The 25926-nt window shown below is 65.2% G+C and carries 20 protein-coding genes, 1 tRNA gene and 2 pseudogenes; 11 read left to right on the forward strand and 12 right to left on the reverse strand.

The window, feature by feature from the left end; genetic code table 11:
- The 3 genes from ACTHJ1_RS18875 to araD all read right to left on the reverse strand — a co-directional run.
- Positions 1-836, reverse strand: an 836-nt coding sequence (locus tag ACTHJ1_RS18875) for a Bug family tripartite tricarboxylate transporter substrate binding protein (RefSeq protein ID WP_440195906.1), incomplete at its 3' end; no start/stop codon positions are given.
- Positions 837-897: 61 nt separating this feature from the next.
- Positions 898-1608, reverse strand: coding sequence for a ribonuclease activity regulator RraA (locus ACTHJ1_RS18880; RefSeq protein ID WP_440195959.1), 711 nt, complete (start codon positions 1606-1608; stop codon positions 898-900).
- A gap of 58 nt (positions 1609-1666) precedes the next feature.
- Positions 1667-3400: an L-arabinonate dehydratase gene (gene araD / locus ACTHJ1_RS18885; protein ID WP_440195909.1), complete on the reverse strand. Its 1734-nt coding sequence runs from the start codon at positions 3398-3400 to the stop codon at positions 1667-1669.
- A 99-nt stretch (positions 3401-3499) separates the two neighbouring features.
- On the opposite strand from araD, the gene ACTHJ1_RS18890 reads away from it, so the two are divergent.
- Positions 3500-4237, forward strand: coding sequence for a GntR family transcriptional regulator (locus tag ACTHJ1_RS18890; protein WP_440195912.1), 738 nt, complete (start codon positions 3500-3502; stop codon positions 4235-4237).
- Between the two features lie 10 nt (positions 4238-4247).
- On the opposite strand, the gene ACTHJ1_RS18895 is transcribed toward ACTHJ1_RS18890, so the two are convergent.
- The 3 genes from ACTHJ1_RS18895 to ACTHJ1_RS18905 all read right to left on the reverse strand — a co-directional run bounded on the left by ACTHJ1_RS18895 (position 4248) and on the right by ACTHJ1_RS18905 (position 9702).
- On the reverse strand, positions 4248-6575 hold the full coding sequence (locus ACTHJ1_RS18895; RefSeq protein WP_440195915.1) for an ATP-dependent DNA helicase: 2328 nt from the start codon (positions 6573-6575) through the stop codon (positions 4248-4250).
- Positions 6572-8239: a VRR-NUC domain-containing protein gene (locus tag ACTHJ1_RS18900; RefSeq protein ID WP_440195918.1), complete on the reverse strand. Its 1668-nt coding sequence runs from the start codon at positions 8237-8239 to the stop codon at positions 6572-6574. Before ACTHJ1_RS18900 ends, ACTHJ1_RS18895 begins: the two co-directional genes overlap by 4 nt.
- A 278-nt stretch (positions 8240-8517) precedes the next feature.
- A complete protein-coding gene (locus tag ACTHJ1_RS18905; protein WP_440195920.1) occupies positions 8518-9702 on the reverse strand; it encodes an alpha/beta fold hydrolase in 1185 nt (394 codons plus the stop codon).
- A 191-nt stretch (positions 9703-9893) separates the two neighbouring features.
- Here ACTHJ1_RS18905 and ACTHJ1_RS18910 point away from each other — a divergent pair, with 191 nt between their 5' ends.
- The 5 genes and pseudogenes from ACTHJ1_RS18910 to ACTHJ1_RS18930 all read left to right on the forward strand — a co-directional run bounded on the left by ACTHJ1_RS18910 (position 9894) and on the right by ACTHJ1_RS18930 (position 16394).
- Entirely contained in the window at positions 9894-10475 is a 582-nt protein-coding gene (locus ACTHJ1_RS18910; protein WP_440195923.1) for a TetR/AcrR family transcriptional regulator, read from the forward strand.
- Between the two features lie 48 nt (positions 10476-10523).
- Complete coding sequence (imuA, locus tag ACTHJ1_RS18915; RefSeq protein ID WP_440195926.1) at positions 10524-11309, forward strand: translesion DNA synthesis-associated protein ImuA; 786 nt, start codon at positions 10524-10526, stop codon at positions 11307-11309.
- Positions 11251-12549 carry a Y-family DNA polymerase gene (locus tag ACTHJ1_RS18920; protein WP_440195929.1) on the forward strand — a complete coding sequence of 433 codons (1299 nt, stop codon included), beginning with the start codon at positions 11251-11253 and terminating at the stop codon, positions 12547-12549. The genes imuA and ACTHJ1_RS18920 overlap by 59 nt, the downstream gene beginning before the upstream one ends.
- Positions 12546-15674 (forward strand): annotated as a pseudogene (locus tag ACTHJ1_RS18925) (error-prone DNA polymerase). Before ACTHJ1_RS18920 ends, ACTHJ1_RS18925 begins: the two are co-directional and overlap by 4 nt.
- Before the next feature lie 12 nt (positions 15675-15686).
- Positions 15687-16394 carry a TIGR00645 family protein gene (locus ACTHJ1_RS18930; protein ID WP_440195932.1) on the forward strand — a complete coding sequence of 236 codons (708 nt, stop codon included), beginning with the start codon at positions 15687-15689 and terminating at the stop codon, positions 16392-16394.
- Positions 16395-16431: 37 nt separating this feature from the next.
- Here ACTHJ1_RS18930 and ACTHJ1_RS18935 read toward each other — a convergent pair whose 3' ends face one another.
- Positions 16432-18714: a heavy metal translocating P-type ATPase gene (locus ACTHJ1_RS18935; RefSeq protein ID WP_440195935.1), complete on the reverse strand. Its 2283-nt coding sequence runs from the start codon at positions 18712-18714 to the stop codon at positions 16432-16434.
- 208 nt (positions 18715-18922) lie between these two features.
- Between ACTHJ1_RS18935 and ACTHJ1_RS18940 the strand changes: the two genes are divergently transcribed.
- Together ACTHJ1_RS18940 and polX are read left to right on the forward strand one after the other, a co-directional pair.
- Positions 18923-19333 (forward strand): TraR/DksA family transcriptional regulator, encoded by a 411-nt coding sequence (locus ACTHJ1_RS18940; protein ID WP_440195938.1) that lies wholly within the window; start codon positions 18923-18925, stop codon positions 19331-19333.
- A gap of 31 nt (positions 19334-19364) precedes the next feature.
- Positions 19365-21110, forward strand: coding sequence for a DNA polymerase/3'-5' exonuclease PolX (polX, locus tag ACTHJ1_RS18945; RefSeq protein WP_440195941.1), 1746 nt, complete (start codon positions 19365-19367; stop codon positions 21108-21110).
- A gap of 101 nt (positions 21111-21211) precedes the next feature.
- Here the strand turns inward: polX and ACTHJ1_RS18950 are convergent, their stop codons facing one another.
- From ACTHJ1_RS18950 to ACTHJ1_RS18960, 3 genes are all read right to left on the reverse strand, one after another.
- Positions 21212-21865 carry a BON domain-containing protein gene (locus tag ACTHJ1_RS18950; protein ID WP_440195943.1) on the reverse strand — a complete coding sequence of 218 codons (654 nt, stop codon included), beginning with the start codon at positions 21863-21865 and terminating at the stop codon, positions 21212-21214.
- A 212-nt stretch (positions 21866-22077) separates the two neighbouring features.
- Positions 22078-22281 carry a cold-shock protein gene (locus tag ACTHJ1_RS18955; RefSeq protein WP_440195946.1) on the reverse strand — a complete coding sequence of 68 codons (204 nt, stop codon included), beginning with the start codon at positions 22279-22281 and terminating at the stop codon, positions 22078-22080.
- A 404-nt stretch (positions 22282-22685) separates the two neighbouring features.
- Positions 22686-22762: transfer RNA gene (locus ACTHJ1_RS18960), tRNA-Met, on the reverse strand.
- Positions 22763-22983: 221 nt separating this feature from the next.
- Between ACTHJ1_RS18960 and ACTHJ1_RS18965 the strand changes: the two genes are divergently transcribed.
- A complete protein-coding gene (locus ACTHJ1_RS18965; RefSeq protein ID WP_440195948.1) occupies positions 22984-23964 on the forward strand; it encodes a homoserine kinase in 981 nt (326 codons plus the stop codon).
- Between the two features lie 43 nt (positions 23965-24007).
- Entirely contained in the window at positions 24008-24814 is an 807-nt protein-coding gene (locus tag ACTHJ1_RS18970; protein ID WP_440195951.1) for a BPSS1780 family membrane protein, read from the forward strand.
- A 3-nt stretch (positions 24815-24817) separates the two neighbouring features.
- Here ACTHJ1_RS18970 and ACTHJ1_RS18975 read toward each other — a convergent pair.
- Both ACTHJ1_RS18975 and ACTHJ1_RS18980 read right to left on the reverse strand, forming a co-directional pair.
- A pseudogene (locus ACTHJ1_RS18975) lies at positions 24818-25033 on the reverse strand (DUF192 domain-containing protein); the annotation flags it as partial.
- 12 nt (positions 25034-25045) lie between these two features.
- Positions 25046-25735 carry a type II secretion system F family protein gene (locus ACTHJ1_RS18980; protein WP_440195954.1) on the reverse strand — a complete coding sequence of 230 codons (690 nt, stop codon included), beginning with the start codon at positions 25733-25735 and terminating at the stop codon, positions 25046-25048.
- On the opposite strand from ACTHJ1_RS18980, the gene ACTHJ1_RS18985 reads away from it, so the two are divergent.
- The coding region (locus ACTHJ1_RS18985) for a hypothetical protein (RefSeq protein WP_440195957.1) at positions 25734-25926 on the forward strand (193 nt) is incomplete at its 3' end. The two genes, ACTHJ1_RS18980 and ACTHJ1_RS18985, sit on opposite strands and share 2 nt — an antisense overlap.

A 25926-nucleotide genomic window follows, 5' to 3' on the forward strand; every position in this document is an offset into this window, starting at 1 on the left:
TCCTTGACGATCTCGGCGATCGCCTTGGAAAGCTTGTCCACGATGGGCTGGGGCGTACCCTTGGGCACAAAGACCGCCTGCCACGAGGAGACGTCGAACCCGGGCAGACCGGCCTGGCCCAGCGTCGGCGTGTCCGGCGACATGGGCATGCGCTGGGCCGTGGTCACGGCCAGGAGCTTGAGCTTGCCGTTTTGCAGCAGCGGCAGCGCGGCGGTCATCTGGTCGAACATGAAGGTGACCGCGCCGGAAGACACGTCGACCATGGCGGGCGGCGTTCCCTTGTAGGGAATGTGCGTCAGCGGCACGCCGATGGTGGCGGCAAAGAGCTCGCCCGTCAGATGCGTGGAGGTGCCCACGCCCGACGAGGCAAAGGTGCGCCGGGCGGGATCGCGCTTGAGCAGCGCGATCAAGTCCGACACCGAGTTCACGCCGATATTGGGCGCGACCAGCAGCACGTTGGGCAGCGTGGCGACCAGCGACACCGGCGCGAAATCCTTGGGGCTGTACTGCAGGTTCTTGTACAGGCTGTAGTTGATCGCATTGGTATTGATGGTGCCGCCGAACAGCGTGTAGCCGTCGGGCGCGGCATGCGCGACATAGGCCGCGCCGATGCCGCCGCCGGCGCCGGCGCGGTTTTCCACGATGATGTTCTGGTTCAGGATCTTCGACAGTTTCTGCGCGATCATGCGGCCGACCACGTCGGTCGAGCCGCCCGGGGTGAAAGGCACCACATAGGTGATGGGCTTGTCGGCGGGCCAGGCCGCCTGAGCGGTGGACGTACCCAGAATGGCCGTGGCCAGAAAGGCGCCCAGAGCGATGCGTCGTTGAATGTTCATGCAGGTGTCTCCTCTTGGTTGTTGTGCAATAAAAATCGATAGAAATTCGGTGTTTAAAAAATCAGCGTCCGTTCTCGGCGCGCCAGACAGCGAAACGTTCGCGCGTGCCCGGCTCGGTTGCCGGGTACAGTCCCAGGATGGAACGCCCGCCCCGGACTTCCTCGGTCACGAAATCCTCGAACGCGGTCATCTCGACGGCCTCGCCTGCGATTTCTTCGGCCAGATGCGCCGGAATCACCACCACGCCCTCGCGGTCGCCCACCACCACGTCGCCCGGGAACACGGCCACGTCGCCGCAGCCGATGGGCACGTCGATGTCCAGGGCCTGGTGCAAGGTGAGATTGGTCGGCGCCGACGGGCGGCTGTGATAGGCGGGCATGCCCAGTTCCGCGATCTCGGGCGAATCGCGGAAACCGCCGTCGGTGACCACGCCGGCCGCGCCGCGCTTCATCAGGCGCGTCACGAGAATGGAGCCCGCCGACGCCGCGCGCGCGTCCTTGCGGCTGTCCATCACCAGCACCGCGCCTTCGGGGCAGGTCTCGACCGCCACGCGCTGGGGGTGGCCGCGATCCTCGAACACCTTGATGGTGTTCAGGTCTTCGCGAGCCGGGATGTAGCGCAGGGTGAAGGCCGGCCCGACCATATTGGGCAGGCTGGCGTTGAGCGGATACACGTTCTGGATGAACTGGTTGCGCAAGCCGCGCTTGAACAGCGCGGTGCACAGCGTGGCGGTGCTGACGCCCATCAGTTTCTGACGAACGTCGGGATTCATGGCGGTCATGGGAAAAGTCCTTGCAAGAGATGAATGCCGCGCGGCGCGGGCCGTGCGGTCAGAAAATATCGGGCTCGGGCACCGGCGCGCCGAAGTCGGTTTCCAGGAAATCGAAATCGCAGCCCTGGTCGGCCTGCTTGATGTGGCGCGAGAACAGCCAGCCGTAGCCGCGCTCATAGCGCGGCGGCGGCGGCGTCCAGGCGGCGCGGCGCGCGGCCAGTTCTTCGTCGCTCACGTTCATGTTGATGGTGCGGGCCGGCACGTCGACCGTGATCAGATCGCCGGTGCGCACCAGAGCCAGCGGCCCGCCCACATAAGATTCGGGCGAAGCGTGCAGGATGCAGGCGCCGTAGCTGGTGCCGCTCATGCGCGCGTCGGACAGGCGCAGCATGTCGCGCACACCCTGTTTGACCAGCTTGACCGGGATGGGCAGCATGCCCCATTCCGGCATGCCCGGCCCGCCCAGCGGGCCGGCATTGCGCAAAATGAGGATGTGGTCGGCGGTGACGTCCAGGTTCTCGTCCTCGACGGCGGCCTTCATGCTGGGATAGTCGTCGAATACCAGCGCCGGTCCGGTGTGCTTGAGGTACCGCGGCGCGCAGGCGCTGGGCTTGATGACGCAGCCGTCGGGCGCGATATTGCCTTTGAGCACGGCCAGTGCGCCTTCGTCGTAGATGGCGTTGTCCAGCGGGCGAATGACGTCGTCGTTGTAGACCTCGGCCCCCGCCAGGTTCTCGCCCAGCGTGCGGCCGGAGACCGTCATCGCCGACAAATCGAGATGATCGGCCGCCAGGCGCGACATCAAGCCGCGCAGGCCGCCGGCGAAGTAGAAGTCTTCCATGAGGTATTTGTCGCCGCTGGGCCGGATATTGGCGAGCACGGGCACCTTGCGGCTGGCCGCGTCGAAGTCGTCCAGCGTGACGGCGCAGCCCGCGCGGCGCGACATGGCGATGAGGTGGATGATGGCGTTGGTCGAGCAGCCCACGGCCATGGCCACGTTGATGGCGTTCTTGAACGAGGCGACCGACAGCACCTTGGCCGGCGTCAGGTCTTCCCACACCATGGCGACGGCACGGCGGCCGCATTCGACCGCCATGCGCACGTGCGAGGCATCGACCGCCGGGATGCTCGACGCGCCGGTCAGGCTCATGCCCAGCGCGTCGGCGATGGCGGTCATGGTGCTGGCCGTGCCCATGGTCATGCAGGTGCCGTGGCTGCGCGCGATGCCGCCTTCGACCTCGATCCACTGCGCCTGGCTGAGCTTGCCCGCGCGCCGCTCGTCCCAGTATTTCCAGGCGTCGGAGCCCGAGCCCAGCGGCTGCCCCTTCCAGTTGCCGCTTTGCATGGGGCCGGCGGGCAGATAGATGCAGGGCAGCCCGGCGCTGAACGCGCCCATCAACAGGCCCGGCGTGGTCTTGTCGCACCCGCCCAGCAGCACCGCGCCGTCGACCGGATGGCTGCGCAGCAGCTCTTCGGCTTCCATCGCCAAAAAGTTGCGATAGAGCATGGTGGTGGGCTTGACGAAGGCCTCGCCTACCGAGATCGCCGGCAGTTCCACCGGAAAGCCACCCGCCTGCAGCACGCCGCGCTTGACCTCGTCGGCGCGCTGGCGGAAGTGGCCGTGGCAGCTATTGAGATCGGACCAGGTATTGATGATGGCGATGATGGGCCGGCCGGCCCAATCTTCTGGGCCGTAGCCCAGCTGCATCAGGCGCGATCGGTGGCCGAAAGAGCGCAGGTCGTCCTTGGCCAGCCAGCGCGCGCTGCGCAGTTCTTCGTAATTGCGGCCCATGCCGGCCTTCTCCTCGAATCGATTGCCTGAATTTCGATGCATTAAAACACTAATATATTAGTGCATCAAGTAAAATCGAACTCCGTAAAATGCGCAAAAATGTCTCCTCAAGCTGCCATGTCCCTGCCCGATATCCTCAGCAACGACCTCCGGCTGGACCGCTCGCGCCACGCCGCGCCGCAGGTCTTCGCCAAACTGCGCGAAGCCATCGTGTCGCTGGAACTCAAACCCGGCGCCCTGCTGGCCCGCGGCGAGCTGGCCCAGGCCTTCGGCCTGAGCCAGACCCCCATCCGCGACGCGCTCATCCAGTTGCGCGACGAAGGCTTGGTCGACATCTTTCCGCAGCACACCACCTCGGTCAGCCGCATCGATATCGCCGCCGCGCGGCAGGCGCATTTCCTGCGCCGCTCGCTGGAACTGGAAATCGTCTACGTCCTGGCTAGCCGTTCCGATCCGGATCTGATCCGGCGCCTGCAGGCGCATATCGACACGCAGCAGTCCTACCTGGATCAGCAAGACCGCTACCAGGACTTCATCGCCGCCGATTTCGCGTTTCATCGCGACATGCACGACGCCGCCGGCGTGGCAGCCTTGTGGGAACTGGAACAACGCCACAGCGGCCACGTGGACCGCCTGCGCCGCTTGCACCTGCCCGAGGCCGGCAAGGCCAGGCGCATCGTGCGCGACCACCAGCGCATCCTCGATGCCATCGCAGCTCAAGACGTGACCCTCGCGCAGCAGGCGCTGCGCGAGCATCTTTCGGGCACGCTGAACCAGATCGACGAGATCTGCCGGCGCTATCCGGACTATGTGACGGGGATGCGGAACCCGGCATGAGCGCCGTCGCTCAGTTGCCGCCCACCCGCCACCAATGCGGCAGCAAGGCCTGCACCTTGCCGCGCCGATAACGGTCGTCGATGAGAAACACCACGCCCTGGTCCGCTTCGGTGCGGATCACGCGGCCGGCTGCCTGCACCACTTTGCGCAGGCCCGGATAGAGATAGGTGTAGTCGTAGCCCTTGTCCGCGCCGAAGTGCGCGTCCATGGCGCGCTTCATCTGCTCGTTGACGGGATTGACCTGGGGCAGGCCCAGCGTGGCCACAAAGGCGCCGATCAGGCAGCGGCCCGGCAAGTCCACGCCTTCCGCGAATGCGCCGCCGAGCACGGCAAAGCCGATGCCCTGCCCCGCTTCGGTGAATCGCGCGAGGAAATCGGCGCGATCGGTCTCGTCCATGGACGGCGTCTGCAGCCAGACGGGCAATTGCGGGTGCGCGCGCCGCATGCATTCGGCGACGCGCTGCAGATAATCGAAGCTGCTGAAGAAGCACAGATAGTTGCCGGGCGCACGCCCGTACTGCCGCGCCACCATGTCCACGATGGGCTGCAGCGATCGTTCCCGGTCGCGCCAGCGCGTGGAGATGTGGTCGGCGATCTGCACGTCCAGTTGCTCGGCCTGGAAAGGCGCCGCCGCTTCGATCCAGCCCGTGTGCTGCGGCAGACCCAGAATGTCGCGGTAGAAATCCGGCGGACTCACGGTGCCCGAGAACAGCCCCGTGGCATGCGCGCCCGCAGGGCGCGCCGCCAGGTGCGGCGCGGGAATCACATTGCGGATGCAAAGCGTGGAGGCCGGCGTCTTGCGTGGCCGCACGCGAGCCGGCGCGAGGCTGACATCGAACAAGGCATGGCTGTCCAGTTGCTCGGCCAGCGCCATGAACTGCTGTGCCTCAAGGTAGAAGGTCAGAACCGGGTCGCCCGGCAGCATGGGCCGGTCGGCCTGGGCATCGGCGATGGCGCCCACGGCGCGCTGCACCGCGCCCAACAGCGCGGCGGGGACGGCGTCATAAGCCTGATAGTCGCCGGCCTGCTCCGCGTTGAACGCGTTCCAGGCACGCTGCAGCTTGTCCAGCGCCTTGCTCACCGGCCCCATGTACACGGCGTCTGCCTGTATGGCCTTGGCCGTCCGGCGCGCGTCGGTCAGGGCCAATTGCGATAGCTCGGCCGTGTACATGCGCCGCCCGCGCTCGAGCAGGTTGTGCGCCTCGTCCACCAGCACGCCCACCTTCCACTGCTGCGCCTGAGTCAGGGCGTAGAGCATGGCCGAGCTGTCGTAGTAGTAGTGATAGTCGGCCACCACTACGTCGCTCCAGCGCACCAGCTCCTGCGCCAGGTAATACGGGCAGACCTGGTGCCGCGACGCCACCGTCTGCAGCGCAGTGGCGTCCCAGGGTTGCGCCAGCGCCAGCGCCTGGGCTCGCGCGGTCGGCAGACGGTCATAAAAACCTCGTGCCAGCGGGCAGGACTCGCCATGACAGGCCTTGTCCGGATGCTGGCAGACCTTGTCGCGGGCCTGCACGTCCAGCACGCGCAGCACCCGGGGATGCGACTGCGCCGCCAGTTGATTCTCCACGACGGCCAGCGCCTGCAGGGCCAGCGCATGGCCCGTGCCCTTGGCCGTGAGAAAGAACAGCTTGTCCAGGCCCTGGCCGGCGCTGGCCTTGAGCATGGGGAAAACCGTGCCCAGCGTCTTGCCGATGCCAGTGGGCGCCTGTGCCATCAGGCAGCGCCCGCCCGCCTCGGCGCGCGCGCTGCGGTATACGGCCACCGCCAACTCGCGCTGGCCCGCGCGGAAACGCGCCATGGGAAACCGCAGCGCAGCCAGCGCCGCATCGCGCGCCCGGCGATGGGCGGCCTCGCCGCGCGACCATTCCAGAAAGCGCGCGCACAGGTCTTCGAAGAAAGCCTTCAATGCGCCGGCCTCGTGCGTTTCGACCAGTACGGTCTCTTGTTCGGTGCCGACGTTGAAGTACACCAGCGCCACGCGCAATCGCGCCAGGCCGCGCGCCTGGCACAACAGATGGCCGTAGACGCGGGCCTGCGCCCAATGCAGCGCGCGATGATGGGCCCGCACGCCGTCGAACGGGCCGCGATAGGTCTTGATCTCCTCGAGCTGCCCCGCCTGCGAGTCGAAGCCGTCGGCGCGGCCGCGCACCTGCAAGTCTTCGTACCGGCCCGACAGACTGATCTCGGTTTCATAGCCCTCGCCCCGGCTCGACTGCACCAGGCCGTGGCCGGCCATGCCTTCGAGCGCGCTGGGCGCGGGCGTGAAGCGCAGATCCAGATCGCCCGAGCGTGCGGTGAACTCGCACAGCGCACGCACGGCCACGGTGTAGCTCACTTCGCGTGCTCCATCACTTGCTCGCGCCACCGCACATGGCAAACGCGCACCGGAATGCCCTGCGCGGCGCAATACTGCAGCCAGCGGATCTGGTTGTCCTGCAGCTTGTCGCCCGGCGCCTTGACCTCGACCAGCTCGTAGCGGCGCTCGGCCGGCCAGAATCGCACCAGGTCCGGAAACCCCGTGCGATTGGCCGGCACATTGCGCAGCAGCCGCGCGAAGAACAGCTTCAGATGCGCGACAGGAATGCAGTCCAGCGCCAGTTCCAGCAGCGGCTCGGTCAGCACGCTCCAGAACACGAAGGGCGATTGCAGGCCCTGCTTGTCGGCATAGCATCGGCGGATTGCCTCGCGCCAGCTGCCGTCGTCGAGCCGCGCCAGACAGGCATCGAACAGCGCCGCGCGACGCGAGACGAAATCCGGCGCGCCCAGATCGGCCGGGCCGCTCTGGAAAGGATGGAAGAACGCGCCCGGCAGCGGCGCGAAAATGGCCGTCCAGCACAGCAGACCGAACAGCGAATTGACCAGCGCGTTTTCGACGTAGAACACGGGTGCGGCTGCGCTGTGCCAGTGATCGCGCAGCACGAACTCCACGGACGACGGCTCGGCGGGCGCGTCCAATTCCAGCTCCATGCGCAGTTGCGCCACAACGGGCGCCAGACTCGCCGAGCGGGCGGCGGCGCCCAAGCCCAGGCCGCGCCGCAACCGCGGCATCATGCGCGCCACGCGCTGAGCTTCCTCGTCGCTTTCGGGCCGGGCCTGGGCGGCTTGAGCCAGCGCCATGGCGTCGTCAAGACGTTGCATGCGTTCGTACACGCGAATGCGACGATGGCGTGCGCCGGGATAAGCGCTTTGCGCGTAGGCCTGTTCGGCGCGAGTCCAATCCTGCGCGCGTTCACAGGCCTGTCCTATGCGCAGCAACACCTTGGCGCGGCGCTGTTCCAGCCAGGGATTGGCGCTTGCGCATGAAGCCACGGACCGCAGCAGCGCGTCGATGTCGGCGCCCTCGTCGAGCGCGCGGCGGCAGGCATGCAAGGCCAGGTAGCCTTCCACGTCGGCGCGCGACTGGAAGGCGCGCGAAGCGGCGTCGAAGGCCACGGGCTCGTAGCGAAATACCCCTAGATCGGACAACACGAACTCCGACCAGTCCTGGTAGAGATTGCCGAAAAACATGAGCCGCAGGCGTTCGCACAGTTCGCCCGTCATCACGCGCCAGGCGGCCTCGGGCGCTTGCGGATTCCAGACGGCGTAACGCTGCGGCGCTTCGTGCAGGGGCTGCAGCGTCTGCAGCATCTCGGCCTTGCGCTGGCCCGCGTGGATCGGCGCGCCAGCGAACAAACGCAGCAGTTCGGGCTTGGTGTGCAGCGCGAACAGCTCGTGCAGCGCCAAGGAATGACCGGTGTCGAGCCAGCCCAGCGCGAGCAGCGGCGCGGCCGCGCCGGCGATGTCGGGAATTTCTTCGTAGGCGAGCTTGTGCGCCAGAAACCAGGGGCCGCGTCGCATCAGCAGGCGCACCATCAGCGCCCGCGAAGGCTGGGGCAACGGTGCGAACTGCGTGAGGAACGCCTGTTCGGACTCGTCCAGCAGATCGCCGTAGCGTTCGGCGAGCCAGTCCAGCGCGCGCTGAAAGTTGTGCAGGTAGTAGTAGCGGTGGGGAGGCAGCATCGTCCCGAACCTGGAAAACCAAGATAATACTGTTTTTTTATACAGCTACAATCGCAGGTCCGGCAATAGCCAGCCGCGTCGCCGCGGATGACAAGGAAGAAAGTTGGCGCGAAGCTGCCATACAGGCGGTGATCGAGGCGCTACGGCAAGTGAACGACTTCCTCGCCGGCAGCTGGACCGAACTCGGCAAGAACGCTTCGGGTGCAGCTGCGGATGAAGCGATTTGCTCCTTTGATGCCCATCTCAGCGCAGACCCGCATGCACTGTTGCTTGCAGTCCTAACTGCGCAAACCATCCAGCCTCCCAAGCTCACGCCCAAAGGAGCGTAGCAAGAAGGCGAGGCGTTCCGGTCGCTCCTGTTGGATCCAGTGGCCGGCGCCCTCGATAAGCTCGACACCGTGAATCCTGGTCGCCGCTCCCGCTTTCATCGCTTCTAGCGCTCCCGGCGCCGAATAGGTGCCCCAATCGCTCTCGCCGCCAATGAACAGAGTTGGAACGTCGAGTGTCCTTCCCGAATACAGGCGCAGTTCGGCGGTCAGTCTGGGATCGCAGTAAATGCGGTAGGCCTGCAGGGCGCCTTGGAATCCGGTCCGTGCATACTCCTCGACATAGACCCCGAGTTCCGGGTCGGTAAGCCATGTGCAGGCATTTACCTGGTCCAGGGAGGGTTGGAACGGTGCGACGTTCTGGGGCATCGTCTTGCCGCGGTCCATGACGTAATAGGTCGGCATCCGCGCGAGTTCCGAGGCGGTCTTCGCCTTGAGCGGATGCGGCTGGTTGCCATCCCAGTCGCCGCTTTTTACGTGAAAGAAGGCACGCAGAAACGCGTGCAGGCCTTGTGGCGGATGCCACATGTCTTCGTTCGCCCGCCGCGTGCTTAGGTATTGTTGGTAGAACTCGCGCGGCGGATCGAGCGCCGCGAGTTCGTCCGCCAATTGCGGGTTGTCGGTGTTCGGCACAGTTGTCGGCGACCCGGTTTCCGCTGTGTTGAACGGAAACTGCGGCACGCCGGGAAATGGCGCGCTCATTAGCGCGACAGATGGAAATACGTCCGGTCGGGCGATCGCGCAATAGGCGGCAATGGGCGAGCCGGTATCGTGCCCGACAAGCATTGCAGTCCGCCGACATCCTAGCGCCGAGACTAATGCGATAGCGTCACGCGCCATGTTCAAAATGCTGAACGGCTCGAGCGGCGTGTCATAACTGTTGATCCACCCTGTGGTGCGGCCATAACCGCGCTGGTCGGGCGCCACGACGTGATATCCGGCGTCGGCGAGCATCGGGATCAAATGTCGCCAGCCGTAGGCCAGATCCGGGAAGCCGTGAAGCAGCAAAGCAAGGGGTCGGTTGGCGCTCTCGTAGCCGCCTTCGAGAATATGAACGTCGAGGCCGTTGACGCCGTGAATGAGGCGCGAGCGGACTCCCTTGGGTAGCGTTCCGTCGGCGTAAGAGTCGGTGGTCATGTCTCTCTCATGGTTGAATTGACGAGGACTGACCCGATTGGCGCGATGATGTCCCCTTGTTGTACTGAACATCAATCTGGATCAGCAGGATAAACGGGGTTGTGTATCGAATATGATTGGCGTTTGTATGGCGATCACCATAATATGGTGATCGACATATTTGCGTCAAGTTAATTTCGCGGATTTAGAAAATGACAAGTAAGACTGACGCGCGTGATCGCGCGATTGACGCTGCACAGCGACTATTTCGCATTCAGGGGTACACCGCGACAGGGTTGACGCAAATCCTCGCGGAAAGCGGTGCGCCGAAAGGATCGTTTTATTTCCACTTCCCGCGCGGCAAGGCTCAGTTGGCCGAGGAGGCCATTGATCGCTATGTCGCGAGCCGCATTGCCGTATTGCAGAATATCTCGGCAAACACAAAGGGCGACGCTGCAAAGTTCGTCAGGCAGATATACGAGACCTTTGCAGGCGAGATGGTTGCCACGGATTTCCGGTACGGCTGTCTGATGCAGAACCTGGCAAATGAACTGCCAGCGCTCGATGCCGAGTTGACCGCGCGCGTAGCGCGCGGTTTCGCCGACTCTACTGAAATCATCGCAGCGCATTTCCGAGGATGCGGATTCTCATCGGCTCGCGCGTCTGCTACCGCTGCGGCATTGGTTGCCGCTCTCGAAGGGGCACGAACAATTGCGCGACTCGAGCGCTCGTCCGCCATCTTCAAAGCACTTGCAGAATTCAGTTGCACTCGGCTGGAAGCACTGGGAGGCTAATTTCGGCGATGGCCGGCCGGCCATATATGCTGTATAAATATACAGTATATGGCCATTCCTTCTTACCCCGACGACCGCTCGAGTGCAGCCCCCCCTGTCGCGCCGGATGCCCTGCCCGGCATCTGGCGCGGCAGCGAGCTCGGCCGCCTGCCGACGACGGCCGAACCCACCGGTTGGCCGGTGCTGGACCGCGAGCTGCCCGGCGGCGGCTGGCCCAGCCAATCGCTCGTCGATGTGCTGGTACCGCAGCCCGCGATCGTCGAATGGCGCCTGCTGAGCCCGGCCCTGCGTCAAATCACCGCGCGCGGCGGGCAGATCGCCGCCGTCGCGCCCCCGCGCCAGCCGCATATGCCGGGTCTGCAGCAAATGGGCCTGGACGAACGGCGCTTTATCTGGATCGAGGCACAAACGCCCGCCGAACGCCTGTGGACGACCGAACAGCTGATCAAGGCCCGCGCCTGCGGCGCCGTCATCGCCTGGTTACCGCAGGCGCGGGCCGAGCAGATCCGGCGCCTGCAGGTTTGCGCGCAGTCCTGCGAGGGCCTGGTGTTCCTGTGCCGCCCCGACACCGCCCGGCACGAATCCTCGGCCGCGCCGCTGCGCGTGCATGCCGGCTTCGGCCTGGACTGGGAGCTGCGGCTGCAGATCCTCAAGCGCCGCGGCCCCATGCTGGACGGAACCCTCACGCTTGCGTCCATCCCCGGCAGTCTGACCGGCGTCGTTACGCCCCAGATGCTGCGCCCCAGCCGGCTGTTTTCTCGCGAGATGCCCGCCAATGCTATGGGTCGCCCTGTCCCTGCCCCGCGCTCCCGACGCGACGCCGCCCTCCAATGACGCCCTTCATGCGCTGGCGGCCTGGGCTCTGCAATTCACCCCCCGTGTCGCCATCGCCGATGAAGCCGTCGTCCTGGAGGTGCAGGCCAGCACACGCCTGTTCGGCGGCCGCCGCGCGCTGCACGAGCGCATCGCGGGCCAGGCGCCCGACCTGGGCGTCGCCGGCATTGCCTGGGCGCCCAACAGCCTGGCCGCGCTGGCCTGCGTGCGTGCCGGGGTGCTCAACGGCGTGCGGCAGCCGTTGCAGGATTTGCTCGACGCCTTGCCGATGGAGGTGCTCTCGGCCGTCGCGCCCCACCATCTCACGCTGGCCCAGCTCGGCTGCCGCACCTTGGGCGATGTGCGGCGCCTGCCGCGCGGCGGCGTCAGTCGGCGTTTCGGCAAAGACCTGCTGAACGCACTCGACCAGGCATACGGCCTGAGGTCCGAAGCGCATTGCTGGATCGAGCTGCCCGAGACCTTCCATGCGCGGCTGGAACTGATGGCGCGCGTCGAGACCGCGCCCGCCATGCTGTTCGGCGCGCGCCGCCTGCTGGTGCAGCTCTGCGGCTGGCTGACCGCCAGGCATGCCGGCACCACCGTGTTCACGCTGCGCTGGGCGCACGATACCTTGCGCGCCGGCGACGGCGGCGAACTGACGATACATACCGCACAGCCGATGCGCGAGGTCGAACACCTGCATCGGCTGCTGCAAGAGCACCTGGCCCGCGTCGAACTGCAGGCGCCGGTGGGCGAGCTGACGCTGGAAGTCGTCGACGTCGTGCCGCTGCCAGAGCACAGCGCCTCGCTGCTGCCCGATGCCAGGGCCGAAAGCGAATCGCTGACCCGCGTGCTGGAGCGCATCGCCGCGCGCCTGGGCCCGCAGCGTGTGCGGCGGCCCGTGCTGTGCGAAGACCATCGCATCGAATGGATGCAGCGGTGGCAGCCGGCGCCCCAGCCTCAGCCTCGGCACCCCCTGGCGCAGCATGGCATGCCGCAGCCGACCTTCGTCCTGCCCGAGCCGCAGCGGCTCGCAGTGCGCGAAAATCGGCCGTTGTACCAGGGGCCGCTGATGCTGCTTACCGGCCCGCATCGCATCGAAGGCGGATGGTGGCACCGCGGCGAAGACGACGCATCCACCCATCATGTCGAACGCGACTACTGGGTGGCGCTGAGCGAGAACGCGGGCGTGCTGTGGGTGTTCCAGCAACGCCTGGCCGGCGACGACGCCGCCTGGTATCTGCACGGATGGTTCGCATGAACGCACCGGCTTGCATCCCCGACTATGTCGAACTGCGGTGCCTGAGCAATTTCTCGTTCCTGCGCGGCGCAAGCCATCCGGAGGAACTCGTCGAACGCGCCGCCAAGCTCGGCTACGAGGCGCTGGCCATCACCGACGAATGCTCGATGGCGGGTGTCGTGCGAGCGCATGTCGCAGCCAAAGAGCACGGCATGACCTTGCTGATCGGCAGCCAGTTCGAGATCGAAGCCGAAGCGCCGCTGGCATCCTTCACCCTGATCGCGATCGCCTGCAACGGCAACGGCTACGGCAATCTCTGCGAATTCATCACCCGCCTGCGGCGTGCCTCCGACACCAAGGGCAGCTACCGGCTGCGCGCCGCCGACATCGACCCGCAAGCGCTGGCCGATTGCGTGCTGCTGGCCTCGCCGCGGCGAGGCGCTGCGCCGCAGCAGTTGCTGGCCGTCGCGCGCTGGATGCTGGACCGTTTCATGGGTCGCTCTTGGCTGGCGGTGGAGCTGCTGCACCAGCTCGATGACAGGATGTGGCTGCATCGCCTGCGCGAAGTCAACGCGCTCACGGCCATCCCGCTGGTGGCCTGCGGCGACGTGCACATGCATGTGCGTTCGCGCAAACCGATGCAGGACGTGCTCACGGCGACGCGCCTGGGCAAGCCGCTCGCCCAGTGCGGGCACGGCTTGCAGCCGAACGCGGAACGGCATCTGCGCTCGCGCCTGCGCCTGGCGCGGATCTATCCGCCCGAACTGCTGGCCGAGACGCTGCAAGTAGCGGCGCGCTGCGCTTTCAGCCTGGACGAACTGCGCTACCAGTATCCCGAAGAAGTCGTGCCGGCCGGCCAGACCCCGGCCAGCCACCTGCGCCGCATCACCTACGAAGGCGCCGCGCGGCGTTGGCCCGATGGCGTTCCCGCCAAGGTGCGGGCGCAAATCGAGCATGAACTGGCGCTGATCTCGGACCTGAATTACGAACCGTACTTTCTCACCGTCGCCGACATCGTGGCCTTTGCGCGCTCGCGCAACATCCTCTGCCAAGGGCGCGGCAGCGCGGCGAACTCCGTGGTCTGCTACTGCATCAACGTCACCGAAGTGGACCCGGCGCGCATGTCGATGCTGTTCGAACGCTTCATCTCCAGAGAAAGAAACGAGCCACCCGACATCGACGTGGATTTCGAGCACGAGCGGCGCGAAGAAGTCATCCAATATCTGTACCAGAAATACGGGCGCGAGCGCGCCGCGCTCACGGCCACGGTGATCCGCTACCAGCCCAAGAGCGCGATCCGCGACGTGGGCAAGGCGCTGGGCTTCGATCCGGATACGCTGGACGCGCTGTCCAAAGGCCATCGCTGGTGGGACGGAGAGCCTGTCGATGCCGCACTGCTGGCCGGCGCCGGCCTGACGCCGCAATCGCTGCAGGTGCGTCAGCTCATCGCGCTGACCCGCCAATTGTTGGGGTTTCCGCGCCATCTTAGCCAGCACGTAGGCGGCTTCGTGCTCACGCGCGAACCGCTGTCGAGAATGGTGCCCATCGAAAACGCGGCCATGCAAGACCGCACCGTCATCGAATGGGACAAGGACGATCTGGACGCCATGGGCCTGCTCAAGGTGGATGTGCTGGCGCTGGGCATGCTGACCGCGCTGGGCAAGGCGCTGGCCTTGATCGGCGAGCGCAAGGGTCGGACCTTCCGCATGCAGGACATTCACGCCTAAGACATCGAGACCTACGACATGATCTGCAAGGCCGACACCATCGGCGTCTTCCAGATCGAGAGCCGCGCGCAGATGAGCATGCTGCCAAGGCTCAGGCCGCGATGCTTCTATGACCTGGTGATCGAAGTGGCGATCGTTCGGCCCGGGCCGATCCAGGGCGGCATGGTGCACCCCTACTTGAACCGGCGCCAGGGCAAAGAGCCCGAGACTTACCCCGGCCCGGCGCTGCGCGAAGCCTTGGGCCGCACAATGGGCGTGCCTATCTTCCAGGAACAAGTCATGCAGGTGGCGGTGCTGGCTGCAGGCTTCACGCCCGGCGAGGCAGACCAGCTGCGCCGCGCCATGGCGGCCTGGAAGCGCAAAGGCGGACTGGAAAAATACCGCGCCAAACTCATCAGCGGCATGACCGAGCGCGGCTACGAAGCCGCATTCGCGCAATCGATCTTCGAGCAGATCAAGGGCTTCAGCGATTACGGCTTTCCGGAAAGCCATGCGGCGTCGTTCGCCCTGCTCGTGTATGCCTCCTGCTGGATCAAGCGGCATCATCCGGCCGAATTCCTGGCCGCGATGCTCAACAGCCAGCCGTTGGGTTTCTACACGCCCAACCAGCTGGTGCAAGACGCCCGTCGCCATGGTGTCGACGTGCTGCCCGTCGACGTGCTGGCCAGCCATTGGGATTGCACGCTCGAGGGGCTGCCCCAGTCTCCAGCGGTGCGGCTGGGTCTGCGAATGATATCGGGCTTGCCGCGCGCGGCCGCCGAGCGCATCGTGGCCGCGCGCGAACGCATGCCTGTTGACGATGCCCAGGATCTGGCGCGACGCGCGGCGCTGGACGAACAGGAGCTGCGGCGGCTGGCGGGCGCGGATGCGCTGATGAGCCTTGCCGGCCATCGGCGCCAGCAAGTGTGGGAAGCGTGCGCGATGAAAGCGGCCCCCGTCCTGTTGCGCAACGCGCCGATCGACGAGGCGTTTCTCGAACTGCCGCCGGCGCCCGAAGGCGAAGAAGTCGTCTTCGACTATGCAAGTACGGGCCTCACGCTGCGCAGCCACCCGCTGGCCTTGTTGCGTCCGCTATTGCACAAAAGACGCCTGCAAAACGCACAAGAGCTGCACAACCTGCCCAACGGGCGCTGGGTGCGGTGCTGCGGCATCGTCACTGGGCGTCAACGACCCGGCACCGCCAAGGGCGTGGTCTTCGTATCGTTGGAAGACGAGACGGGCGCCATCCAGGTGGTGGTGTGGAACAAGGTCGGCGAGCGCCAGCGCCGCGAATTGCTGCAATCGAAACTGCTGGCCGTGTATGGGCGATGGCAGCGCGAGGGCGAAGTGTGCAACGTCGTGGCAAGCCGGCTGCAGGATCTCACGCCGCTGCTGGGGCGGCTGACGCAGGTAACGGGCGCGAGCCGGGATTTTCGCTGAGCATCCGGCGCCTTGTCCCGGGCTGCAGGGATTCGATCAACGCAGAGCGGATGCGGCGAACCGCCAAGCCGGCACATTAGAATAGACGCTTCATCACCGGGCGCACTTGCGGCAACTTCGCAGCGCTTGCGGCGCGCGTCGCGCCATACCGCTCGAGCCGGGCCTGCAAATCGTGAAATGGAATCCGTCATGCATCACAGAAACGCCGTAGAAAGACTGCTGGAGCAATTTCTCTTCAAATCGCGCTGGCTGCTGGCACCGTTCTATGTCGGCCTCGCCCTGTCGCTGCTGATGCTGCTCGTCGCGTTCGTCGGCGACCTCATTCACATCTTGCCCGGCCTTTGGTCCGCCAAGCCGGAAGAAATCATTCTGGCGGTCCTGACGCTCATCGATCTTTCGCTTGCCGGCAACCTCGTCGTGATCGTCATGTTTTCAGGGTATGAAAACTTCGTCTCGAAGATCGACACGGGCGAAAACGAAGATCGGCCAAGCTGGATGGGTTCGGTCGATTTTTCCGGGCTCAAGATGAAATTGATCGGCTCGATCGTCGCGATTTCCGCGATCTCGCTGCTGCGCGCGTTCATGCGGCTGACGGAGCCCGGCGTCGTCATGGACGAAGCGCGCATCCGCTGGCTTGTCATCCTACACCTGACGTTCGTGGCGTCGGGGCTTTTGTTCGCGCTGATGGACAGGTTCGCGGCGCAATCCGAAAAGCACTGAGCGTCCCATACCCGATCTAAAGCGGTCGCCGGCGCTTCTAGCTCAGCGCGAGGTACAGCTCCTCTTCCTGCGCAAAATGCAATCTGAGGATCGCCTCGAGGCCGTACAAAATGCGTTGCACTTCGCGCATGACCGTCTCGTCTGCCGACGCGGGCGCCAATGCCTGCACGATTCCGTGCAGCCTGCGCGCCAAGCTGAAAATCTCGCGATGCGTGCGGCTGAGCGACGCCATGGGATCGTCTCCCCCGAGCAGGCCCGCCACCATCGGATAGACACGTGCATCGTCGGTCGTCTCGTGGGGCACGAGTTTCTCCGACAACATCTGGTCGAGCTGGCGCAAGGCCGATACAGCTTGCGCAGCCGGCATCGCCAGAACCTGATCGGCGAGGCCGGACAGGCGATCCAGCGACGGCAGCAGCTCCTCGTGCTCGGCGCGAAGACGCTGGTATTGCTCGACAGACAGGCGTCGGCGGCTGACCCGTAGCGGCGCCACGCGCAACGCACGCAATGCATTGGCGATCGCAATGACGTCGATGACTTCCTGCAAGGCGGCGCCGTACACGGGCGCCAGATATCCGGCAGCGGCCAAGACCATGCCGATCAGCGACATTCCCATGCCCAGCACCACGCTTTGCATCGCAATACGGCGCGATGCCTTGGCCAAATGCACGGCCTCGGCCAGCCGGTCCAGGCGGTCCACCAGCAGCACGACGTCGGCAGCCTCGGACGATGCTGCCGCCCCGCGCGCGCCCATGGCCACGCCGACCCCCGCCGCTGCGAGCGCCGGCGCGTCGTTCACCCCGTCGCCGACCATGATCGATGTCACGCCGGCCGGCACATCGGCAAGCACGGCAAGCTTGCCCGACGGATCCAGTTCGGCGCGTATTTCATCCACGCCGACCGCGGCGCCGATTGCAGCGGCCACGTCGCGCCGGTCTCCCGTCAGCATCACCATGCGCCCAATGCCCGCCTGCCGCAGCATACGCAGCGCGCGGGGCGTTTCCGTGCGAAGCTGGTCGGCAAGGTGCAAGGCGCCGATCACCGCGCCGTCTTTCGCCACATAGACGGCCGATCCGCCTTCGCCTCCGACAGTCGCCAGGAACCTCGCGCTCCAATCCGGCACCGGCAGCGACCGGCATACAAAGCCGGGCGTGCCGACGCTCACCTGCCCTCCCTCGACCATGCCGCAAAGGCCTGCGCCGGGTTCCTCGCTCACCTCGCTCGGCAGGGACAGCCGCAGGCGGCGTTCGCGTGCGGCCGACACGATTGCCGCGGCCGTGATGTGGGCAGACACCTGATCCAGGGATGCGGCCAGCCGCAATACCTCGGCCTTGTCGGCCTGCGCGCCGGCCTGGATTTGAACGAGGCGCGCCTGCCCGCCCGTCAGCGTTCCCGTCTTGTCGAAGAACAGCACCGCGGCTCGCGCAAGTCCCTCGAGGGCTGCGCCGCCCTTGATCAAGATGCCGCGCTTGGCGCAATTCGACATGCCGGAAACCAAGGCGACAGGAACGGCAAGAATCAAGGGACACGGGGTAGCCACGACGATTACCGCCAGCGCGCGCACAGGGCTGCCGCTCACCAGCCAGGCCAGTCCCGCCAGACCAAGCGATATCGGCACGAGCCAGAGCGCATAGCGATCGGCAAGCCGCGCCGCGGGTGCCCGGGACGTTCGCGCCGATTCGACCAGCTTGGCGATGCCGGCAAACGTGCTGCGCTCGGCGGTTTCCGTCGCCAGGATCTCGAACGGCGCGCCGGCGTTGACGGCGCCGCTGCGCAGCGGATCGCCCTGGCGCCGCTCGACCGGAACGGATTCGCCGGTCAGCACCGATTCGTCCAGCGTAGCCGACGGCGACTGGACGACGCCGTCGACAGGCACGGTGTCGCCGGTCCTCACGAGCAGCCGATCGCCGATGCCGACGGCGCCCAGCTCGATGCAGACCAGTTCTCCGCCCTCCATGCGGTAGGCATTGCGCGGCGCACGCGCCAGTAGCGCGGACATTTCGCGCCCGGCGCGCGCCTGGGCGAAACTCTCCAGCGCCTGGCCGCTGGCGAACATCACGGCGATGACGCTAGCCGAAAGATACTCGCCCAGCAGGATCGCGCCGGCGATGGCGATCGCCGCCAACACATCGACGCCGACTTCGCGCCGAGCGAGAGAATGCGCGACATCGTAAAGAACGAGTACCAGGACCGGCAGCGCGCCCAGCACCCATAGCAGGTGAGCCGCTTGCGTCTTCTGCGCCCATATCGATAGAGCGCCCACGAGCAAGGAAGCCGTCGCAACGGCGAATAGGGAGGCGTTGACTGTCAGGGAGCGCATCTGCAGTGTCTGTCGGATTTTCAGGCCGTGGCAAAAGCGTACCGCCAAACCGCTAGCCTGCGGGCATATCGGCATTTCTACGACACCGAGGCAGCTGCATGTGAGGTGGCAGCGCTCGCGCGGCTACAAAAATTGACCTGCGTCAACGCAAGACGAGCACCGTGGATGATCATGAAAGCTCCATCGATCCGAAGAGGAAATGATGAGCATGGCATTGCATATATCACACCATCTCGAACGCTCGCAGATGCGAGCGCTGCGCAACCAATTGCGGGAACGCGAGCTGGCGGCGCAAGCCTCGATAAGAATCGAGGCCGCCCGGCGCGCCGAGCAGCCTTATGCCGAACTCACCGGCATTGCGCCGGATGAGGGCGACGCGGCCACGGCAGACCTGCTTGTCGACATCGATCACGCCCTGATCGGACGGCAGCTCGAAGAGCTGACCGACATCCGCGCTGCGCGCGAGCGAATTCGCAGGCATCGCTATGGCGTGTGCATCGCTTGCGGGCAACCGATCGGCTTTGACCGGTTGAGCGCTTATCCCACGGCAAAGCGCTGCATGCCCTGTCAAAGCGTGTACGAGCGCACGCACGCGATGGCGCCTCATGCGTCGCTATAGCGACGCATGCACGAGCGACCCGACAGGCATCATGCCCCTTCAAAATACCGACATCGCCACGATCTTCGGCGAGATCGCGGATCTGCTCGAGATCCAGGGAGCCAATCCGTTTCGCGTGCGCGCCTATCGCAACGCGGCGCGCTCCGTCTCCGAGCTGGGTCGAAGCATCCTGGAGATGGTCCGGCACGATGAGAACCTGAAGACCATACGCGGCATCGGCGACGATCTGGCCGGGAAGCTGCGCGAGATTTCGACAACCGGAAAATGCGCGCTGCTCGAAACGCTGCACCGCGAAATGCCGGCGGCAGTGAGCGAGCTTCTGCAGATCCAGGGACTCGGGCCCAAGCGCGTACGCGCGATTCACGATGCCTTGCACGTGGACACGATCGAGCAGCTGCTACGCGCCGCCAAGGAAGGCCGCATTCGCGGCCTGCCCGGTTTCGGCGAGAAGACCGAGGCGCACATCGTCGCCGGCATCGAGGCGCGGCTGAAGAAATCGCGCCGCTTCAGGATCGCGCTCGCCGAGCAATACGCCAGGCCGCTGCTCGCGTACCTGAAGGCGGTGCAGGGCGTCGAGGAGGCCATCGTTGCCGGCAGCTTTCGCCGCCGCGCCGAAACCGTGGGCGACCTGGATATCCTGATCGCCGCGCGCAATGCATCTGCCGTCACGCAGCGCTTTGTTCACTATGAAGACGTGACCGAGGTGCTGTCGAGCGGCGACACGCGTTCCAGCGTGGTGCTGCGCAACGGCATGCAGGTGGATTTGCGGGTCGTCGCGCCCGCCAACTACCGCGCGGCGCTCGTGTACTTCACGGGTTCCAAGGCGCACAGCATCGCAATGCGTCGAATCGCCCAGGAACGCGGCCTGAAAATCAACGAATACGGCGTATTCCGCGGCGAAGAGCGCATCGCCGGGGACACCGAGGCATCGGTCTACGCCTGTATCGGGCTGCCGTGGATCACCCCGGAATTGCGCGAGAACCGCGGCGAGCTGCAGGCCGCCGCCGCGAACCGCCTGCCGACACTCATCGAACTCTCGGACTTGCGCGGCGATCTGCACGCGCACACCAAAGCGAGCGATGGGCGCGACACGCTGCGCGATATGGCGCTTGCCGCGCGCGATCGCGGTCTTTCCTATCTTGCGATCACCGATCACTCGAGCCGGCTTACCGTCGCGCACGGACTCGACGCCAAGCGCCTGGCCGAGCAAATCGACGAGATCGACCGCGTCAACCGCACGCTCGAAGGCATTGTGCTGCTCAAAGGCATCGAGGTGGACATTCTGGAGGACGGACAACTCGACCTGCCCGATGACCTCCTCGAGCGGCTCGACATCGTCGTCGGCGCGGTGCATAGCCACTTCGACCTTGCGCGGGTACAGCAGACCGAGCGCGTGCTACGGGCAATGGACCATCCGTGCCTGTCGATACTCGCGCATCCCACCGGGCGGCTGATCGGCCAGCGCGAACCCTGCGACATCGACATGGAACGGGTGATCCGCAAGGCACGCACCCGCGGCTGCCACCTCGAACTCAACGCGCAGCCCGACCGCCTCGATCTGGCCGACACCTATTGCCAGATGGCCAAAGACGAGGGCGTACTCGTCTCGATCGATTCGGATGCGCACAGCCGCCTCGACTTCGGCAATCTTCGGCACGGCGTCGATCAGGCGCGACGAGGCTGGCTTTGCCGGAACGACGTACTCAACACGCGTACGCTGGACGAATTGCGCGTACTGCTCGGGTCGGAGAAAAGCGTGACAAAAACCGCGTCGTGACGAAAACGAGCGGTCGCGCCTCGCCACGCTTTCCGGCCGTCAAGACGCGCAGTTGGCGGCCGGGAGCGAGCGCAAAGCGCAAAAGCAGACTGGCGCGGTCGCTAACGCCCGACGGACATTTCGTCGATTACGCGCCATACCCCAGGCGCCGACCAGGCGGCGTTGCATACGGCCGATTTCTCGTCCAGCGAACCGACCTTCCCGCGCAGAGTCACCGTGCCGTCGCCGACCTGCACTTTAATGTGCTGGGCCTCTTCATGCGCGTGGCGCTTCAGCGCCGCCTCGATCTTGCCGGCGATGTCGCCGGTTTTCGCCAGCGTCTTCACCTTGATCTGGTTGACCACGATGATGACGCCGCGCAGGGGCGCAACGGCCTTTTCCGCGGCTTTTGCCTGGTAGGCCCAGTCGACTTGGCCGGTCAGAATGACGTGGCCTTTCTCGACGGAAATCTGGACCGAATTTTCATCCAGACCCGCATTCCATTTCAGCACCGACCGCGCGGCATTTGCGATGTCTTCGTCGGTGCGCAGGTTTTCGCTCGGAAGCCGAACTTCGAGCTCGATCACGACACCCTTGACGCCCTCGACGCGCTGCGCAGCCTTGCGGGCGGCGAGTTTCTCCGTGTAGCTCTTCAGGTGCCCGGCCAGTGTCACCATGCCATCGTGCACCTCGATGCCGATGCCCGCCGCCTTGATGGCCGGATCCCACTCCAGTTCTTGTTCGACGTCTTTTTTCAGTTGAATATCGCTCTTCATCGAATCCTCCATGCGGAATCAGATGCGTCGCCGCGCCAATGCGACGATCGCTTCACTTGAACCCAGGCTAACGCCTGAGTCCGCAGGGGGATTGATTCTCGTCAAAATCTCGGCGGATTTCGACGCGGATCTGCATCCGGCCGGACATAGCGGCTCGGAAATGAAAAAACCCTCTTGCGAGGGTTTTGACATGCAATGCGGCTACAGCAAAATTACAGCGGGGTAATCTTCGTTGCCTGGGGGCCCTTGGCTCCCTGACCGGCGATATAGCTCACGCGCTGATTTTCTTCGAGCGACTTGAACCCGCCGCCTTGAATTTCGGAGAAATGGGCAAACAGATCTTTGCCGCCCGCTTCGGGCATGATGAAACCAAAGCCTTTGTCGGCGTTGAACCACTTGACGATACCAGTTTCCATGGAATTTCCTTGATGAGATGCGGACACGCGTCCGAAAGAGAGACCCTCAACGAGGCACATGGACAATGGCGACAAGTTATTTAACTTGCACACGACAGAACGGAATCGCGACGCTTGAAAATCTGAACCCACTGTGAGGCCTGGGCGTGCGCGAGTCAAGCAATATTTTCTGATCCGGCCCCGACCCAGGATGGAATCAGGCGTCTGATCGAGGCACCGGAGGACACTGCTCGGTGAAAACGACAGCGCACACCTTGCAGTCGATTGTAGATTTCAGCGGTCCCGGTAGCCTTCAATGGGCCGCACGCCCGGCCGGCCGGGCGATCGTCGATCACCGAGGGGGACATGACCGCAGAAAAGCAAAAGGCCAACCCGCAAGAGTTGGCCTAAGTGCTTCATATTCCTGGTGGCGCATCCCTGATTCGAACAGGGGACCTGCGGATTATGATTCCGTCGCTCTAACCGGCTGAGCTAATGCGCCACGCGATTCGTTTTTGCTTGCATAAAAACGAAGAACAAAATTCTAGCACGGCTAATCGTTGATGCGCAAATACAACAAGCCAACAACGTACCGGCCGCAATCCTGCGCCTGCGAAGACGATTCCCCGCTATCAATCAAGGCCGACCCCGCCGGTAGTCTAAAATCTTTGCGCGCGGCAGCCCGTCGCGACGATCAATCCCGACGCCCTCTTCCCGCACCCAATGGCTGTTTTCACCCCCGTATCCGACGACGACGCGCGCGCCCTGCTGACGCGCTACCCATTGGGAACCCTGAAGTCGCTGCGCGGCATCTCGGCAGGCATCGAAAACACCAACTATTTTCTCGATACCGATCGCGGCGAGTACGTGCTGACCCTGTTCGAGGTGCTCACCCGAGAACAGCTGCCGTTCTACATCGAGCTCATGCATCATCTGGCGCAGCGTGGCATTCCGGTGCCCGAGCCGCAAACCCGGGACGACGGTACACGCCTGGCCGAGCTGAACGGCAAGCCTTGCGCCATTGTCACGCGACTGCCCGGTGCCTACGTACCCGATCCCGGCACGGCGCACTGCGCCCTGGCCGGTGCAACGCTGGCGCGCGCCCATCTGGCCGGCAGCGATTTCGCCATCCGGCAACCCAATCTGCGCAGCCTGGACTGGTGGCTCCAGACCGTGCCCAAGGTCATGCCTTTTCTTGAACCGGCCCAGGCCGAACTGCTCGCCGCCGAGATCGCCGCGCAAACCGAGGCTGCCAAGGCGTGGCCGTCGCTGCCGTCAGGCCCTGCCCATTGTGACCTCTTCCGCGACAACGTGCTGTTCGCCGGCACGCGCGAGCAGCCGACCATGGGCGGCTTTATCGACTTCTACTTCGCCGGTTGCGATACCTGGCTGTTCGACGTGGCCGTGAGCCTGAACGACTGGTGCGTGCTGCGCGAGACCGGCGAATTCATTCCCGAGCTCGCCCAGGCCTGGCTCTCCGCCTATGCCGCCGTGCGCCCCTTCACCGACGCTGAAATCAGGGCCTGGCCGATGATGCTGCGCGGCGCCGCCCTGCGCTTCTGGCTGTCGCGGCTCTATGACTTTTACCTGCCGCGCCCGGCCCAGACGCTCAAGCCGCACGATCCGACGCATTTCGAGCGGGTGTTGCGGGCGCGCCACCAGGGCGACGCGCCGGCCTTGCCCCAGATCGGCGGCGTCCGATAATTGATGCACTGCATTCCGATCACTTTCTTTACTTCATAACGTCATGCAAGCTGCATCACTCCCCGCAATCTCCGGCTGGCTCTGGATACGCACAGGCCTGCGGCTATTCTGCAAGCAGCCCCTGGCCATGTTCACCTGGGCCATGGTGATCAGCCTGTTCGTCGTATTCGCTGCGCTGACCTTGCCCGTTGGCGCCCTGCTGCTGCCGCTGCTGATGCCCGTCATTACCGTCATCACGATCTCGGCCTGCAAGCACGTCGAAGCCGGACGCGTCATGCTGCCCTCGATGTGGGCCAAGCCGCTGATGCAGCCGGGCGTGTTCAGAAAGCTCATGCTCATGGGGCTACTCTATACGGTGTGCTGCATCGGCGTCGAGATGATCGCCGTGCTGCCCTTTGCCAACGACGTGGTCGACGCCATGAACGTGGCGACTACCGCGCAGGACCTTACACCGCTGCTGATGGCCATGCGCAAACCCATGCTGCTGTTCGCCACCTTGTACGTGCCCGTCGCTGCGCTGTTCTGGCACGCGCCCATTCTCGTGGCCTGGCACGGCGTGCGCATGATGAAGTCGCTGTTTTTCTCCATCGTCGCCTGCTGGCGCTGCAAATGGGCCTTCCTTGTCTACGGGGTGGCCTGGGCCCTCATCTTCATGTTCATCAACCTGATCTCGGGCCTGCTCATGACCGCAGGCTTGTCGGGGACCATCGTCGACAGCCTGCAGGCGCCGGTGAACATCTTCGCGGGCGGCGTGCTGTATTGCAGCTTCTACCCGGTCTACACCACGGTGTTCGGCATCGACGATGACGCCCGCGCGGGCCTCGACCACCGCGACAGCGCCCACGCATAAAGCCGCACGCCAGGGGGCCAGCCGCACTGTCCTCAGCACCTCTCCCCGCCTGCCGATGAAGGCCACGTCGATCGGGTAGGCCATGCCCAGCGTATGGACGGCCCGGCAAGGTGCCAGCCACACGCCGCAACGTTTGCCGAGAGGCCGGCGGCGGCACAGCAAACCCCATAACCGCGCCCAGGGCGTATGCAGGCGCACCAGGCGCAACGAACGAGCCATCGCCGCCGCCGTTTATTGCAACGCCGGCAGCAGTTGCCAAGCGATCGGAAACCCCAGCACGATGAAGGTGCAGGGAAAGATGCAGCCGATCAGGGGCAACAGCATCTTCACCGGCGCCTCCATGGCCAGACGTTCGGCATGCTGAAAGCGGTCGGCCCGGCACTGCGCGGCCTGGCCGCGCATCAGCGGCCCTAGGCTCATGCCCATGGCATCGGCCTGCGCCATCGAGGCGGCCCACGCCTGCAGGGCTGCGCTGCCGCTGCGCGCGGCCATGGCCTTGAGCGCAGCCATGCGCGACATGCCTGTGCGCATGTCGGCCAGCGCGCCGTCCAGCGCATCGCGCAAAGGGCCCGGTGCGCAGCATTGCGCCGACTGCAGCAGGGCGCCATGCAGACCCAGCCCGGCCTCGACGCACAGCGTCATCATGTCCAGCACAAAAGGCATGTCCCGGTCGATGCGTCGCTTGCGCCATTGCACCCTGCCGCGCAGCCACAAGCGCGGCCAAAACAGTCCTATCAAACCGGCCAGCGCCGAAGGAATCGCCGGACTGCCATCGTATGCAAGCATCAGGCCGAACGCAGCGCCGGCGCCGGCGCTGCTCATCAGCCAGGTCAGGGCCAGCCAATGACGCGCTTCCACCTGCCGCGGCACGCCGGCGCGTTCCAGGACCTGCACCGTCTTATCGCGGGATCGCCATGGCATGAAAGGTTCCGCCAGCGGCGTCAGCGCGCGCACCCATGGCCAGGCACAACGCCACCACCATGGCATGGCAGATGCCGCGGGTGCCGCCGCGGCGGCGCCGCGCAAGGGCGCAAGCAGCAGAAAAACCAGGCCCGCCGCGCACAATCCGGATAAAACCATAGCCAGGCTATTCATCGCACGCCTAGATATCG

The organism is Bordetella sp. (assembly GCF_051960075.1).
GTDB lineage: Bacteria > Pseudomonadota > Gammaproteobacteria > Burkholderiales > Burkholderiaceae_B > Bordetella.

What these genes read in the sequence shown, in the direction of transcription:
- ACTHJ1_RS18910 (WP_440195923.1), top strand. Translation starts at nt 9,894, where the DNA reads ATGACAAGTAAGACTGACGCGCGTGATCGCGCGATTGACGCTGCACAG.
- imuA (WP_440195926.1), top strand. Translation starts at nt 10,524, where the DNA reads ATGGCCATTCCTTCTTACCCCGACGACCGCTCGAGTGCAGCCCCCCCT.
- ACTHJ1_RS18880 (WP_440195959.1), bottom strand. Translation starts at nt 1,608, where the DNA reads ATGAATCCCGACGTTCGTCAGAAACTGATGGGCGTCAGCACCGCCACG.
- ACTHJ1_RS18940 (WP_440195938.1), top strand. Translation starts at nt 18,923, where the DNA reads ATGGCATTGCATATATCACACCATCTCGAACGCTCGCAGATGCGAGCG.
- ACTHJ1_RS18965 (WP_440195948.1), top strand. Translation starts at nt 22,984, where the DNA reads ATGGCTGTTTTCACCCCCGTATCCGACGACGACGCGCGCGCCCTGCTG.
- ACTHJ1_RS18955 (WP_440195946.1), bottom strand. Translation starts at nt 22,281, where the DNA reads ATGGAAACTGGTATCGTCAAGTGGTTCAACGCCGACAAAGGCTTTGGT.
- ACTHJ1_RS18900 (WP_440195918.1), bottom strand. Translation starts at nt 8,239, where the DNA reads ATGCTGCCTCCCCACCGCTACTACTACCTGCACAACTTTCAGCGCGCG.
- ACTHJ1_RS18970 (WP_440195951.1), top strand. Translation starts at nt 24,008, where the DNA reads ATGCAAGCTGCATCACTCCCCGCAATCTCCGGCTGGCTCTGGATACGC.
- ACTHJ1_RS18905 (WP_440195920.1), bottom strand. Translation starts at nt 9,702, where the DNA reads ATGACCACCGACTCTTACGCCGACGGAACGCTACCCAAGGGAGTCCGC.
- ACTHJ1_RS18950 (WP_440195943.1), bottom strand. Translation starts at nt 21,865, where the DNA reads ATGAAGAGCGATATTCAACTGAAAAAAGACGTCGAACAAGAACTGGAG.
- ACTHJ1_RS18935 (WP_440195935.1), bottom strand. Translation starts at nt 18,714, where the DNA reads ATGCGCTCCCTGACAGTCAACGCCTCCCTATTCGCCGTTGCGACGGCT.
- ACTHJ1_RS18890 (WP_440195912.1), top strand. Translation starts at nt 3,500, where the DNA reads ATGTCTCCTCAAGCTGCCATGTCCCTGCCCGATATCCTCAGCAACGAC.
- ACTHJ1_RS18980 (WP_440195954.1), bottom strand. Translation starts at nt 25,735, where the DNA reads ATGCCATGGCGATCCCGCGATAAGACGGTGCAGGTCCTGGAACGCGCC.
- ACTHJ1_RS18920 (WP_440195929.1), top strand. Translation starts at nt 11,251, where the DNA reads ATGCTATGGGTCGCCCTGTCCCTGCCCCGCGCTCCCGACGCGACGCCG.
- polX (WP_440195941.1), top strand. Translation starts at nt 19,365, where the DNA reads ATGCCCCTTCAAAATACCGACATCGCCACGATCTTCGGCGAGATCGCG.
- araD (WP_440195909.1), bottom strand. Translation starts at nt 3,400, where the DNA reads ATGGGCCGCAATTACGAAGAACTGCGCAGCGCGCGCTGGCTGGCCAAG.